The sequence below is a fragment of the Pseudomonas sp. MF6394 genome, from assembly GCF_002018845.1.
GTDB classification, from domain to species: domain Bacteria; phylum Pseudomonadota; class Gammaproteobacteria; order Pseudomonadales; family Pseudomonadaceae; genus Aquipseudomonas; species Aquipseudomonas lactis.
This window is the reverse complement of the sequence record NZ_MVOJ01000061.1, coordinates 1-13,538: the sequence shown is the minus strand read 5'-3', so window position 1 is coordinate 13,538 and position 13,538 is coordinate 1. Positions and strand designations below refer to the sequence as shown.

The 13,538-nt window shown below is 58.5% G+C and carries 18 protein-coding genes and 1 tRNA gene; 8 read left to right on the top strand and 11 right to left on the bottom strand.

The annotated features are described in order from the left end of the window. Nucleotides 1-163: 163 nt before the first annotated feature. On the bottom strand, nt 164-415 hold the full coding sequence (locus tag MF6394_RS32350) for a hypothetical protein (RefSeq protein WP_078468272.1): 252 nt from the start codon (nt 413-415) through the stop codon (nt 164-166). A 48-nt stretch (nt 416-463) separates the two neighbouring features. On the opposite strand from MF6394_RS32350, the gene MF6394_RS32345 reads away from it, so the two are divergent. Continuing rightward, nucleotides 464-2,512 (top strand): DNA cytosine methyltransferase, encoded by a 2,049-nt coding sequence (locus MF6394_RS32345; RefSeq protein ID WP_078468271.1) that lies wholly within the window; start codon nt 464-466, stop codon nt 2,510-2,512. A 65-nt stretch (nt 2,513-2,577) separates the two neighbouring features. Here MF6394_RS32345 and MF6394_RS32340 read toward each other — a convergent pair whose 3' ends face one another. Further along, nucleotides 2,578-3,696 carry a TIR domain-containing protein gene (locus tag MF6394_RS32340; protein WP_078468270.1) on the bottom strand — a complete coding sequence of 373 codons (1,119 nt, stop codon included), beginning with the start codon at nt 3,694-3,696 and terminating at the stop codon, nt 2,578-2,580. A 109-nt stretch (nt 3,697-3,805) separates the two neighbouring features. Here MF6394_RS32340 and MF6394_RS32335 point away from each other — a divergent pair, with 109 nt between their 5' ends. From MF6394_RS32335 to MF6394_RS32300, 6 genes are all read left to right on the top strand, one after another. Further along, nucleotides 3,806-4,204 (top strand): HNH endonuclease, encoded by a 399-nt coding sequence (locus MF6394_RS32335; RefSeq protein WP_078468269.1) that lies wholly within the window; start codon nt 3,806-3,808, stop codon nt 4,202-4,204. Then, a complete protein-coding gene (locus tag MF6394_RS32330) occupies nt 4,201-4,929 on the top strand; it encodes a hypothetical protein (RefSeq protein WP_078468268.1) in 729 nt (242 codons plus the stop codon). Before MF6394_RS32335 ends, MF6394_RS32330 begins: the two co-directional genes overlap by 4 nt. Further along, the gene (locus MF6394_RS32325; RefSeq protein ID WP_078468267.1) at nt 4,926-5,138 is read left to right on the top strand and encodes a hypothetical protein; all 213 of its coding nucleotides are present in this window, start codon (nt 4,926-4,928) and stop codon (nt 5,136-5,138) included. The genes MF6394_RS32330 and MF6394_RS32325 overlap by 4 nt, the downstream gene beginning before the upstream one ends. Nucleotides 5,139-5,849: 711 nt before the next feature. Beyond that, nucleotides 5,850-6,080 carry a hypothetical protein gene (locus MF6394_RS32310; protein ID WP_078468266.1) on the top strand — a complete coding sequence of 77 codons (231 nt, stop codon included), beginning with the start codon at nt 5,850-5,852 and terminating at the stop codon, nt 6,078-6,080. A gap of 11 nt (nt 6,081-6,091) precedes the next feature. Beyond that, nucleotides 6,092-6,328, top strand: a complete 237-nt coding sequence (locus MF6394_RS32305) for a DUF4224 domain-containing protein (protein ID WP_032872120.1) — start codon at nt 6,092-6,094, stop codon at nt 6,326-6,328. A gap of 4 nt (nt 6,329-6,332) precedes the next feature. Further along, on the top strand, nt 6,333-7,397 hold the full coding sequence (locus MF6394_RS32300; protein WP_078468265.1) for a tyrosine-type recombinase/integrase: 1,065 nt from the start codon (nt 6,333-6,335) through the stop codon (nt 7,395-7,397). Between the two features lie 127 nt (nt 7,398-7,524). Here the strand turns inward: MF6394_RS32300 and MF6394_RS32295 are convergent. Then, nucleotides 7,525-7,615, bottom strand: a tRNA-Ser gene (locus MF6394_RS32295). 152 nt (nt 7,616-7,767) lie between these two features. Here MF6394_RS32295 and MF6394_RS32290 point away from each other — a divergent pair. Further along, nucleotides 7,768-8,439, top strand: coding sequence for a Bax inhibitor-1/YccA family protein (locus MF6394_RS32290; RefSeq protein ID WP_003192030.1), 672 nt, complete (start codon nt 7,768-7,770; stop codon nt 8,437-8,439). Between the two features lie 71 nt (nt 8,440-8,510). Here the strand turns inward: MF6394_RS32290 and murB are convergent, their stop codons facing one another. From murB to MF6394_RS32250, 8 genes are all read right to left on the bottom strand, one after another. Continuing rightward, nucleotides 8,511-9,530 carry a UDP-N-acetylmuramate dehydrogenase gene (gene murB, locus MF6394_RS32285; protein WP_044273963.1) on the bottom strand — a complete coding sequence of 340 codons (1,020 nt, stop codon included), beginning with the start codon at nt 9,528-9,530 and terminating at the stop codon, nt 8,511-8,513. Beyond that, nucleotides 9,527-9,991, bottom strand: coding sequence for a low molecular weight protein-tyrosine-phosphatase (locus tag MF6394_RS32280; RefSeq protein WP_078468264.1), 465 nt, complete (start codon nt 9,989-9,991; stop codon nt 9,527-9,529). Before MF6394_RS32280 ends, murB begins: the two co-directional genes overlap by 4 nt. Continuing rightward, complete coding sequence (gene kdsB, locus MF6394_RS32275; protein WP_078468263.1) at nt 9,991-10,755, bottom strand: 3-deoxy-manno-octulosonate cytidylyltransferase; 765 nt, start codon at nt 10,753-10,755, stop codon at nt 9,991-9,993. The genes MF6394_RS32280 and kdsB overlap by 1 nt, the downstream gene beginning before the upstream one ends. Continuing rightward, entirely contained in the window at nt 10,752-10,937 is a 186-nt protein-coding gene (locus MF6394_RS32270) for a Trm112 family protein (RefSeq protein WP_003174668.1), read from the bottom strand. The genes kdsB and MF6394_RS32270 overlap by 4 nt, the downstream gene beginning before the upstream one ends. 24 nt (nt 10,938-10,961) lie before the next feature. Beyond that, nucleotides 10,962-11,972, bottom strand: a complete 1,011-nt coding sequence (lpxK, locus tag MF6394_RS32265) for a tetraacyldisaccharide 4'-kinase (RefSeq protein ID WP_078468262.1) — start codon at nt 11,970-11,972, stop codon at nt 10,962-10,964. Continuing rightward, the gene (locus tag MF6394_RS32260) at nt 11,972-12,400 is read right to left on the bottom strand and encodes an ExbD/TolR family protein (protein ID WP_014718877.1); all 429 of its coding nucleotides are present in this window, start codon (nt 12,398-12,400) and stop codon (nt 11,972-11,974) included. Before MF6394_RS32260 ends, lpxK begins: the two co-directional genes overlap by 1 nt. Beyond that, nucleotides 12,397-13,032: a MotA/TolQ/ExbB proton channel family protein gene (locus MF6394_RS32255; protein WP_003192043.1), complete on the bottom strand. Its 636-nt coding sequence runs from the start codon at nt 13,030-13,032 to the stop codon at nt 12,397-12,399. Before MF6394_RS32255 ends, MF6394_RS32260 begins: the two co-directional genes overlap by 4 nt. Nucleotides 13,033-13,140: 108 nt before the next feature. After that, nucleotides 13,141-13,538: ComEC/Rec2 family competence protein (locus MF6394_RS32250; RefSeq protein ID WP_443217266.1), on the bottom strand; the 398-nt coding region annotated here is incomplete at its 5' end.

Below are 13,538 nucleotides of genomic sequence, written 5' to 3'. Positions count from 1 at the left end.
CTTCACCCGGCTTGCATCCCCGAACGCAGGTGCCCATGCAACACCGGTCAAGAACGACCCAAACAATAGAACAATAACTACGGCCAAATCAGATCTAATCATTTTTTACTAATCCGTTCCTTCGGCCTCTTGCCGGTCACCCGTAATACCCCATATCAACGAATCACGCCAGCGGGCCGATGATCCCCTCGTACTCAGCAATCTCGCTGTGAATGACTGGGACTTTTACTCCAAGAGCGTGCTGCTCTCTGATCCATTGCTGCATTGCGGTGGTGCGAAGCCACTGGCCACGATCAAGCGTCCGCATCACCGTACCGGTTACCTGAAAGACGCCACAGTCAGCGCAATCGAACTGCGCATGATCAATGCCGCGAGCTGTTTCTGAGTCCGGTTTCTGACAAACCAAGCATTCCATACAACCTCCTTTTCAATTATTCGCAAACTATACCCGCGAGGCCCAGCTATGTCCGCACAACAGAAGAAACACCCCTTCGATTTCAAAACCCAATACGGACTCGGCTTCAACCCTCAGGACGATGAGATCGTTGTCGACTTCTTCTGTGGCGGTGGCGGCGCCGGTACCGGGCTTGAGATGGGCCTGGGCCGCACGGTGAACGTTGCTAAGAACCACAGCCCGCAGGCCATCAGCATGCACACCGTGAACCACCCAGGCGCCAAGCATTTCACAACCGACGTGTTTGAGGGTGATCCGGACGCGGAATGCGGCGGCAAGGCCGTGGGCTGGTTCCATATGTCGCCGGACTGCACGCACCACAGCCAGGCGGCCGGCGGCCAGCCGCGCAAGCGAGAGATCCGCAATCTGTCGTGGATCGGCCTCAAGTGGGCAGGCATGAAGCGGCCCCGGGTGATCAGCCTGGAGAACGTGAAACAGATCCTGCAGTGGGGTCGCCTGATCGCCAAGCGCGACAAGGCAACCGGCCGCGTGGTGAAGCTCGGCGGCGACATTGCCGCAGTTGGTGAGGTTGTACCGGTGGGCCAGCAGTTCCTGATTCCCGACCCAAAACAGCGCGGCCGGACCTGGCGCCGATTCGTGGCCCTGCTGGAGGGGATGGGCTATGTCGTTGAGTGGAAGGTGATCAGGGCCTGCGACTTTGGCGCGCCGACCAGCCGGGAACGACTGTTCATGATCGCCCGGTGCGACGGCCAGCCAATCGTATGGCCGGAGGCGACCCACGCCAAGAGCCCGGCCAAAGGTCAGCAGAAGTGGAAAACAGCCGCTGACTGCATCGACTTCAGCGACCTGGGCAAAAGCATATTCGGCCGCAAGAAAGACCTGGCCCCGGCCACCCTGCGCCGTGTTGCCAAGGGCATGAAAAAGTTCATCATCGACAGCGCGGCGCCGTTCATTGTGCCGATTGCCAACTGGTCGGGCGAGACGGTGCAGTCTGCCGACGAGCCGCTGCGCACTGTTACCTCCTACCCAAAGGGCGGCGCATTCTCGGTGGTGAGCCCTGTGATTGCCCCGGCGACGCACCAGGGTAGCGACCGAATCAATGACCCGCTCGACCCTCTGCCCACGGTGACGTGCGCGAATCGCGGTGAGCTGACGCTGATCAGCCCGTTGATGGTTGGGGCCGGTGGTCCGGAGTATTCAGGCAAGCCGGTGGGCATGGACCAGCCGGTGGGTACGCTGATGACCCAAAACCACCGCGCGCTGGCTTCGGCCTGCATCGTCCAGGCCGGGCACGGCGAAGGTTCTGGCGCAAACAAACGCCGCTCCCACGGGGTCAATGACATCTGCGGCCCGGTGGGCACCGTCACTGCAAGCGGCGGCGGGCAGTCCGTCAGCACGGCGGTGATGATCCAGGCTAACGGTGGATTCAACACCACGCACGCCAAGGGCATGCACGAACCCATGACCACGGTGACCAACACCGGCAGTCAGCAGCAACTGGCGGTGGCGAACCTGGTGCACTTGCGTGGCAACTGCGATGCGCGGGACGTAAACGACCCGCTGCACACCGTGAGCGCCGGCGGCCAGCACCACGGGTTGGTCAGCGCATTCATGGAGCGGGCATTCGGCGGTAGCGTGGGCCAGCGCCTGGATGATCCGGCGCCGACCATCACCGCCGGTAGCGGCGGCAAGAGTTCACTGGTGTCGCTCACCCTCTCGCCAGAGCATGAAGCAGGCGCCCTTCGCGTTGCCGCCTTCCTGATCAGCTACTACGGAACAGAGAACATCAGCGCTTGCGACTCGCCGGCGCCGACGATCACCACCAAGGACCGCCTGGCAATGGTCACTGTTATGGTGAGGGGCACGCCTTACGTGATCGTCGACATCTGCCTGCGAATGCTGAAGCCAACTGAGCTGTACAAGGCACAGGGCTTCCCGACCGATTACATCATCAGCCACGGCGCCGACGGCAAGCCGTTCACCAAGACCCAACAGGTACACATGTGCGGCAACAGCGTCAGCCCACCGCCTATGTGCGCAATTGCGATGGCAAATGATCCTTGGTTAGCTCGTAGCCAACTGACGGTAGCTGCTTGAATTCGTATCAGTTTTGCCGGGCGTAGCCCGGCATAAACAGAGCACAAAGCATCAACTTAGATGATTTATTCAGTGATTAGACCTTCTCGTTCTAGAACGAGCCTAATTTCCTCAAACTTCGCGGCGATATTTCCTGCAGGAAATCGTATTTGACCTAAACCTTGAATATTTGAAAATTCTTGACAACCTTCCTCCAATAGAATTATCGCTTTTGTAAAACCTAATCTACCTTGAAACAGCCCAACTTCGTGTATAACGTTTGTCCGGGCTTCCATAGAACCGTCCACTTGCTCATCTTCCGCAGTCATAACGACAAAAGCGACAGCAGCGGATTCAAGCATTTGGGTCAGTCTTTGAATATTCGTAATACCTGCTACAGGCACACGATTAAACTCATCATAAGGAAGACCTAATCTATCCTTTACAAAATCTTTTAAATCACGCCAAGCTGGCGACCGGCCATGACCTATGAAAACATTAGTGCCCACTAAAGAATTCTGTTTCATTTTTTTAACTTGCCGTTGGGAGTAGGAGAACGCTTTTTGCATTACAATTAACAAGTTACCGCACGCAGAACTGGGAGACTTAAGGTTCATGCACTCAGCCATAACCTTCAAATGTGGCGGAGTCATAATACCTTGGCTTATTGCCAAAGAGTCACGCGAAGAAAATTGTTTGGGCCTTACGAAGGAAATGAAATTAACTTCATCCAGCATTTTAATTTTACCAAGCTCCTCAAGAAGTGTCTTATAGAAAACTTCTCCAGTGGCCTCAGACTCAACCGTCAGCAATATCTCTAAGTCTTTTTTAGTGCGGTTAAATAACTTTACACCCTCAGAATAATAATCTTCCCAAACAGACAAATCCGGGTTACCCGCCATTCTGTGGATTTCGTTGTAAACATCATCAAAAGAATATTCCCCCCATCTTCCACTTGTACCATTACCCAGCATGTTTTCGGTGCCCCATTCAGAGCTGAAATGAGCTCCAGGTGGCGGAACCTCCAAATTATCGTAATAAATTCTCGAATGATGGCCTATCCAAGATCCAGACCAAGATTTTCCGACCTTGATCTGCGCCTCTTGCAAAGCATTGATTGGACTTTCGTCCAATTCTTCGCCTTGGGAAATGTAGTCTTCGATTTTTGTAATTAAAGCGCCGATCTCAACGTGTACCTGATCCATGCTCAGTATCCATTCTAGGTGAGAGCAGAAAATATAGCGTGAATTAGGCCATTAGCCACTAGTCAAAACCCCTCCTTCAAAGTCAGCCGCTATAGCGGCAAGGATACCTATGCGCCTGAAGAAAGCTGAGCGCGAGCAAGTGCGCTTGAAGTACGGCGGGCATTGCGCCTACTGCGGGGTGCTGCTGGGTGACCGTTGGCATGCCGATCACCTCGCCCCGGTTGTCCGTGAGTTGCTGTCCAAGCAGACCTCCGCTGGCACCTGGAAGCTGGTGTCAGGCAAGCCACTCCGACCCGAGCATGACGTGCTGGAGAACATGATGCCGGCCTGCGCGCCCTGCAACATCAGCAAGGGCGGCCAGACGCTGGAAGGCTGGCGCAGCTGGATCGCAAGACACATCGAGTCGCTGAACAACTACACACCCATCTACCGTTTAGCCAAGGCGTATGGACTGATCGCCGAGACTGGCGCGCCGGTGGAGTTCTACTTCGAAAAGGTGACCCCGTGAGCGAAATCAAAGAACGCCCCATTCTGTTCTCGGCGCCGATGGTGCGCGCCATCTTGGAAGGCCGGAAGACAGTCACGCGCCGGGCAGTGAAAGGCTTCCAAATCCCTACCGAGGACACCGCCATACCGATTGGTGATCGTCAGCGCTGGAGCGCTATAGGCCAGCGAGACCCACGCTATGGCTTCTGCGTATTCGGATCTACCGAAGCAGAGTGCGCCAAGGAGCTGGAAGAGTATGCACCTTGCCCATATGGCCGACACGGCGACCGGCTGTGGGTGCGGGAAGCTTGGCAAGCTGACGCTCAGGTGGATTCTATCGCTCCGCGAGAGCTGAGCAATGGCGAACCTATCCGTTACCCGGCAGATTGGGGCTTCCGGCAAACCGGTTGCGCGATGATCAAGCCAGGGAAAATTCGGCCTTCAATTCATATGCCTCGCTGGGTCAGCCGCATCCTGCTGGAGATTACCGACGTGCGCGTCGAGCGGTTGCAGGACGGCGAAGGTGAGACGGCCTACGAAAGCCGCTACATCGCCGAGGGCATTAACCGAATCCATCAGGGCGACGGCGATTATGCTTTCCACCCTTTCAAGTCCGAGCCAGGCCCAGGCAACTGGACTGACCCTTTCGACGCCTGGCGAGAACTGTGGGTGGGGATCAACGGCGCCGAGTCGTGGAACTCCAACCCGTGGGTCTGGGTGGTCGACTTCAAGCGGGTGACGCCATGAGCCTCCGCCAACGAATCATCACCTACATGAGCGGCGTACAAGGCGCTGGCGGTTGGTTCTGCACCTGGTGGTTTCGGTTTCACATTGAGCCGTTCACCACCAAGCAGATCCGACGGGAGCTGGAGCTGATGAAGCGCGATGGCCTCGTTGAGTCGGACCACAGCCAGAGCAACAACACCAAATGGAAACTGGTCGAGGTGACGCCATGATCGCCACCCTCTGGTTCGCCTACATCTTCATCTACCGAGGGCCCAGGCCGTGAGTAATTTCCACTGTAAATAGTCGGGAAACCGACACTTCAACGCGCCGACCATCAAGGCTCACCAAACAAGGAGAGCCACATGAGAGCGTTCGCACAAGCAATTATCACAATTGCACCAGTGACCAACCGCAAATCCAGGAATCGTTTCCTCCGTGAATGCGACAGATGGTCCAACCGCCTATACAGGCGGGATTTGATCAGCCTTCAACAACGCCAGGATCTGCGGCGGCAAATCGCAGCAGCGTGCTTGGTGGCGTTGATGTAACCCCTACATGCCTGCCGGTGAGCGGAGTCAGGGCAACTGAGTGTCGATCCATCGTTCAGCTGCCGCCATCGCGTCATCAAGCGCTGCCGGGTAGTCAGGCCAAGGGCCTTCCAACTTTGCTGCAACCTCACCCAAGCCATCGATGGGTGCTGGTTCAATGATCTTTGCAGCAACAGGGCTCTGGTCGTTCGGGCGACGCCAGTCGAACTTGAGAAAAATCACATGGCCCCGGTAAGCGTGCTATCGGAGCATCGAAGTTGTGTGACACGTCCATGCCTCATCACGAACTAAGTTGAACCCTTTTGTACACCGCTTCGGTCCTGTTTGAAAGATAGGCAGAAAGCTATCACTCCAATCCCCTATACGCCGCCCAGCGCGGCTAGGATACACCCCATGTTCGCTATGAAACTCACCCTGATACTGCTGGGCGCTTTTCTGTACCTGGTAGGAACCCTCGGCTGGTTCTTCTGGGCTGGCCCTGACCTTGTTGGCACAGGCACCAACGAGGCACTGCTCTACGCCTTCGCCGGCACATGCGCCTGGCTGCTGATCAGCTTCGGCCTGGCAATCCAAATCATCAAGACAGCGCGGCCTGCGGGCTCACTCGACAAACCAGAGGCATAGAGGTGCACACCATGGAAATGCAAAGCGAAACCCTTGCCGAAGAAGAGATCGCGGCAATCACTGGCTATATGATCCCGTCGCGCCAGATCGCCTGGCTCAACCTGAACGGCTGGAAGTACGTTCTGACCCGGGCTCGCAGGCCGGTTGTTGGCCGGGTGTACGCCCGGATGAAGCTGGCAGGCGTAAAACCCTCAGCAGAAAACGTTGCGGCCGAAGCCTGGTCGTTGGACTTGTCACGAGTAGGATAAAAAGATGCGAGCGAAAAAGGCGGCAAACAGGGACCTGCCGCCACGAATGATTCGGCGCGTACGCACGCTGAAGGGTGGCAAAGAGTGGGTTGGCTATTACTACGACGGGAGGAATGAAGACGGGAAGCGGGTGGAAATCCCGCTCGGGGGTGATTTGGATATCGCCAAGGCGGAATGGGCAAAGCTTGATTGCAAGCCGGTACCGAAGAAGAACGCCCTGCTGACCCAGGTCTTTGATCGTTACGAGCGGGAGATCATCCCAGGCAAGAAGCCCAAGACGCAGAGTGACAACCTGCTGAGCCTTAAACAGCTTCGCAAGGCTTTCAACGACGCTCCTATTGATGCGGTTTCGCCACAGATCATCGCGCAGTACCGAGACAGCCGGACTGCCAAGGTTCGAGCCAATAGGGAGATATCCCTGCTATCCCACATCTACAACATTGCGCGGGAGTGGGGACTCACCGAAAACAACCCCGCCGCCGGCGTGCGCAAGAACAAAGAGGTGCCGCGTGACTTCTACGCCACCGAGGAAATTTGGGGCGCAGTGTATGCGGTAGCAGCCTCGGAACTGCGTGACGCGATGGACCTGGCCTACCTGACTGCCCAGCGCCCGGCGGATACGCTGTCGATGCGTGAGGCGGACGCCGTGAACGAATTCCTGCAGGTATCCCAGGGCAAGACATCGAAGAAGCTACGCATTCGCCTGACCGCTGCCGGCGCACTAAATGACCTAGGCGCCTTGGTTGCAAGGCTGATAGAGCAAAGGCGCTCCCGCGGCGTGCGAAACCCTTACCTGATAGTCACCGAAGACGGCAGGCAGGTGACTAAGCACATGCTCCGCCTACGCTTCGACGATGCTCGCGACAAAGCAATTGCCATCGCCAGAGAGGCAGGCGACGGTGTTCTTGCATCCAGTATTCGACAGTTTCAGTTCCGTGACATCCGCCCGAAAGCTGCCAGTGAGATTCTGGACCTAGGCGATGCCAGCCGCCTGCTGGGGCATACGGACAAGCGGATAACCGAGACGGTTTACCGTCGTGTTGGGGAGATTGTGAAGCCGACGCGCTGACCGCGATCAGCGCTAGGTTGCGGAAACTGCCGGAAATGATGCGGAAACGATCAGTCTGGAGAGATTTTTCTGAGACAAACCCCAGAAACGCAAAAGCCCCGCTTTCGCGAGGCTTTCGTGTAAATCTTGGCGGGAAACCAGGGATTCGAACCCTGGAGACGCTATTAACGTCCGCCGGTTTTCAAGACCGGTGCATTCAACCACTCTGCCAATTTCCCTTGTGCATCACAGGATTATAGTCGCTCATCCCGTGTCAGCGGGCGCCATAATACCCGAATGAAACACACTGTCAAACTCTCTGCATCGCTTGTTACAGGGCGTCTGTTATGATCTTTGCGACTGAACGTTTCAAAACTGAAGGAGTGTCGCCATGCGCGAACAGAATTACGCAGTGAATGGCAACGCGCAGGCTGAGCAGCTTGAAGTCAGCCGCGTGTTGCGCAACACCTACGGCTTGCTCGCCCTTACCCTCGCATTCAGCGGCGTGATGGCTTACGTGGCCCAGCAGATGCGCGTCGGTTACCCGAATATCTTTGTCGTGTTGATCGGCTTCTACGGTCTGTTCTTCCTGACCAACAAGCTGCGTGACTCGGCCTGGGGCCTGGTGTCGGCGTTTGCCTTGACCGGTTTCATGGGCTTTATCCTCGGCCCGATCCTCAACCGTTACCTGGGCATGGCCGGCGGTGCGGAAGTGGTCAGTTCGGCGTTTGCCATGACCGCACTGGTGTTTGGTGGTCTGTCGGCCTACGTGCTGATCAGCCGTAAGGACATGAGCTTCCTGGGTGGCTTCATCACCGCAGGTTTCTTCGTGCTGCTGGCGGCGGTGGTGGCCAGCATGTTCTTCCAGATCAGCGGCCTGCAACTGGCGATCAGCGCGGGTTTTGTGCTGTTTTCCTCGGTGTGCATCCTGTTCCAGACCAGCGCCATCATCCATGGCGGTGAGCGTAACTACATCATGGCGACCATCAGCCTGTATGTGTCGATCTACAACCTGTTCATCAGCCTGTTGCAGATCTTCGGCATCATGAGCCGCGATGACTGATCAGCCAGCGCCATAAAAAATGCCCCGTATCGCAAGATACGGGGCATTTTCATTTTCAGGCCCGATAAAGCTCAGTACTGATTGGGTTCCATTTCCAGCTCGACCTTGAAGCGCGTGAAGATATCTTGCTGGATGCGTAGCGCCAGCTGGGCAATCTCCTGCCCGGTGGCGGTGCCGTAGTTGACCAGCACCAGCGCTTGCAGCTTGTGCACGCCCGCATCGCCCTCCCGGAAGCCCTTCCAACCGGCCTTGTCGATCAGCCAGCCGGCGGCGAGTTTCATTTGGCCGTCGGCCTGAGGATAGGCCACCATGTCTGGATACTGGCTTTGCAGCTCCACAGCCAGGGCTTGGGGCACCAGCGGATTCTTGAAGAAGCTGCCCGCATTGCCCAGCTCTGCCGGGTCTGGCAGTTTCTCGCGGCGAATGCTGCAGATCGCGCGGCTCACATCGCTTGGCGTGGCGTGGGTGACGCCCTGCGCGGTCAGGCGCTGTTGCACCGGGCCGTAGTCGAGTTTCAGGTGAGTGGCGCGGCTGAGGGCAAAGCGTACCCGCAGGATCAGCCAACGCCCGACTTCGTGCTTGAACAGGCTGTCACGGTAAGCAAAGTTGCATTCGTCGAGGCTGAAGTCCCGCAGTTCACCCGTCTGGCGATCCAGCGCGGTTAGGCCGGCGAAGACATCCTTGATCTCTACGCCATAGGCACCGATGTTCTGCATCGGCGCGGCACCGACAGTGCCGGGGATCAGGCTGAGGTTTTCCAGGCCGCAAAAGCCGTGTTCAAGCGTCCACAGCACAAACGGATGCCAGGCTTCACCCGCTTCGGCTTCGACCACCACGTGCGTGCCATCGTCGCTCAGCACGCGAATGCCTTGGGTCGCCATACGCAACACCAGCGCCGGAATATCCTGGGTCAACAGTAAATTGCTGCCGCCACCGATCACCAGCAACGGCACCGCGTGTGCCGAGGCATAGGCGATGGCCTCGCGCACGTCAGCATCACTGTGGGCCTCGGCGAACAATTGCGCGCTCACATCGATGCCAAAGCTGTTGAATGGCTTGAGCGATACCTGCGCAAGCACTTGCAAGGTCATAGCCGCCCCTTCAATTCGATCACCAATAAATCACAGGCGCGTTCGATCAGGTCCAGGACCCGTTCGAAACCTTGCTCACCTTCATAGTAAGGGTCTAGCACCTCGTCCACTTCGCCATCAAAGCGACGCAGGAATAGATCCAGCTCCGCCTTGCCCTGCCCCGGCTGCATGGCCTTGAGATTGCGCAGGTTGCTGTTGTCCATGGCCAGGATCAGGTCATAGCGGGCAAAGTCCGCGCGGGAAACCTGCTGGGCACGCTGGCTCGACAAGTCATAGCCACGCGCCAGCGCCGCACGTTGGCTGCGCTGGTCCGGCGGGTTGCCGACATGCCATTCGCCGGTACCAGCAGACGCCACCTCAACCTGGCCCGCCAAGCCGGCTTCGCGCAATTTATGGCGCAAGATGCCTTCAGCGGTTGGCGAGCGGCAGATATTGCCCAGGCATACAAACAGAACTTCCATCAGGCGCCCAGCAGGCGACGGACGCGTTCGAGGTCTTCCTGAGTGTCGACACCGGCTGGCGGTGCTTCCAAGGCATCGCCCACGTGGATACGCACGCCGTGCCAGAGGGCACGCAGTTGTTCCAGGGACTCGGTGTTCTCCAGCCAGCACGGGCCCCAGCTGACGAAGTCATGCAGGAAACCGGCGCGGTAAGCGTAAATGCCGATATGGCGGCGATACGGCACACCTTCCGGCAACACATCAGGGCGCTTGGCGAAGGCATCGCGCGCCCAGGGCAGCACTGAACGACTGAACGTCAAGGCCAGGCCGTTGATATCGCTGACTACCTTCACCACGCTCGGGTTGAGCAGCGTCTCAAGGTCTTCGATCGGCTCGGCCAGGGTCGCCATGCGCGCTTCGGCGTCGGCAGCCAGGTTGGCTGCGACCTGGTCAATGATGCTTGGCGGGATCAACGGCTCGTCACCCTGCACGTTCACCACGATAGCGTCGGGGGCCAGACCAAGCTTGGTCGCCACTTCGGCCAGGCGGTCAGTGCCGGAATTATGGTCTTCGCGGGTCAGTACCGCTTCGGCACCAAAACCTTTGCACGCCTCGATGATACGCGGGTCGTCGGTAGCCACCACCACCCGCTCGGCGCTGCTTTTGCACGCTTGTTCCCATACCAGCTGGATCATCGGCTTGGTGCCGATCAGTTGCAGCGGCTTGCCCGGCAGGCGCGTCGATGCATAGCGCGAGGGGATGACAACGGTAAAGGCGGTGGTCATTTATCCAGGCGCTCATCGGTGGTCAGGGTACGGGCTTCGCTTTCGAGCATGACCGGGATGCCATCACGGATAGGGTAAGCCAGGCCGGCACCTTTGCTGATCAGCTCGGTTTTGTCGGCGCTGAGCTTGAGCGGGCCTTTGCAGATCGGGCAAGCGAGGATATCGAGCAGTTTGGTGTCCATGAGTGTTTCCTGGAAAGAAGCGTTTTAAGGCAAGAGACGGTTGGTCAGCAGACGCATCAGCTGCGTGTCGAACCAGGCGACGAACGCCGGCGACGGTACCGCATCCACCGCAAGGTACCACCAGTCGGGCTGGGTAAAGGCGCGGCACTTCACCGCGTCCTTTTCGGTCATGACCAGCGGCAATGACGGAGTAAAACTCAAGACCTCGGCGCTGTAGGGCGCGTGGTCGGCAAAAGCATGGGGCAGCGGCTGCCAGTGTAGCGTTTCAAGGGTATTGAAGAAACGTTGCGGGTTACCGATACCGGCCACCGCATGCACCTGCTGGCCCTGCGGGAAATAGGTGACCGGCTGGCGCTCGCCGCTGTGCAGGTTGACCAGCGCTGTGGGCTGCAGGCGGAAGGCAAAACCCTCTTCACGGTCCGAGACGGCACCGTTATAAAGCACCGCATCCACACTGTGCAGGCGCTCCACCGGTTCGCGCAACGGCCCGGCAGGCAGACAGCGGCGGTTGCCGAGGCCGCGGGCGGCATCGATCAGCACCAGTTCAAGATCGCGGGCCAGGCGGTAATGCTGCAGGCCGTCATCGGAGAGGATCAGGTCCAGAGGTTCACTGGCCAGCAGGGCCTTTACCGCGCGACTGCGATCGGGGTCGATCATCAAAGGGACGCCACTGCGCTGCACGATCAGCAAGGGTTCATCACCGGCCACCTCGGCACTGTGGCCGGCCTCGACCCGCCACGGCAACTGCGGCGGCTTGGCACCGTAGCCTCGACTGACCACGCCCACGCGCAAACCGCTGCGGCGGCAGTGCTCGATCAACCACAGGATCAACGGCGTCTTGCCGGTGCCGCCTACAGTGATATTGCCCACCACGACCACTGGCACCGGCGCTTGATAAATCTCGCCCTCGCCCGCCACGAAGCGCGCACGCTTACGTTGCACCACGCGGCGATACAGCGATTCCAGCGGCCGCAACACCACCAGTGCCGGGTGGCCCTCGTACCAGGCTTTGAGTAAACGATCGGACATGGCCATCAGGGCGGGCTCGCCGCCTCGACGGTGGTCATGCGCAAATGGCTGAAACCGAGCTTACCGGCAGCGTCCATGGCGGTGATCACGGCTTGATGCGGGGTCTTGCCATCGGCGCTGATGGACAGCGGCAACTGGGTGTCGCCGCCGGATTCCTTCTGCAAGGCCTCCATCAGGCTGGCAAGGTCGTTTTTCTCCAGCAACTGGTTATTCACCGAAAACACCCCTTCGGCGCTGATGGCGATGTCCAGTTGCTTGACCTGCTGGTCTTCGGCAGGCGACCCGCTTACCGCTTCAGGCAAGTCGACACGCAGCTGGGTTTCGCGGGTGAAGGTGGTGGTCACGACAAAAAACAGCAGCAGGATAAACACCACGTCGATCAACGACGCGAGGTTGATATCGACATTTTCCCGTTGCTTGCGGCGAAATTTCACGCTTTGCCCTCGACCAGGTCCACATCACGGTCGCCCTGCACCACTTCTACCAGCTTGATGGCTTCCTGTTCCATACCGACCACCAGCTCATCAATGCGCCGCTGCAGGAAACGGTGGAAGAACACCGAAGGGATACCCACCATCAAGCCCGCGGCAGTGGTGATCAGGGCCTTGGAGATCCCCCCGGCCAGTACCGACGCATTGGTGGTCATGCCCGAGCCCGTGAACGCGCTGAAGATATCGATCATGCCCAGGACCGTGCCGAGCAAACCGAGCAACGGCGCCATGGCGGCGATAGTGCCGAGGGCGTTGATATAGCGCTCCAGCTCATGGATAACCCGGGCGGCCGCTTCTTCAATGCACTCTTTCATGATCTCGCGACCATGCTTGGAATTGGCCAGGCCGGCGGCGAGGATTTCACCCAGTGGCGAATTGGCACGCAGTTCCTTGAGTTTTTGCTTGTCGAGCTGCTTGTTCTTGATCCAGCCCCAGACTTGCCCCAGCAAGTGCTCGGGGGTGACGCGACTGGCGCGCAGGGTCCACAGGCGTTCGGCGACGATGCCGAGTGCGACGATGGAGCTCAGAATGATCGGCAACATCATCCAGCCGCCGGATTTGACCAATTCCCACACAGTGAATGTCCCCTCGAAAAAGTGCGCCACTTTACCATATAGGGTCAACAGAGGGGTTCACCGGCTACAGGTCCGTCTGTCGCGGTTCGAGACGTTGGTAACACCTGATTACGGTAACGGTTCGCGCCAGAAACGACGTTGGCTGCGCGCAACCGTCGCAGGCACAAACGCCCCCAGGCGTATGCGCACGGCGCCCTGTTCGGCGCTGTCATACACCCGGCTGCCCAGTGCTTGGTAGCGTTCCAGGACCTGCGGATGAGGATGGCCGAACGTATTGCTGCGCCCGCGGGAAATCAACACCGAGGTGGGCGCCAACCGCTGCACGAAAGGCCAGGACGAAGAACTGCGGCTGCCATGGTGCGGGGCCTGCAGCCAGTCGGTCGGAACCGCCAGCGGCGATGCCAGAAATGCCTGTTCGGCGGCGCGATCAATGTCGCCGGTGAGCAGCAGGCGTTCGCCATTGGCCTGGACGTGCAGCACGCACGACCTCGGATTGCCCTCAAGCC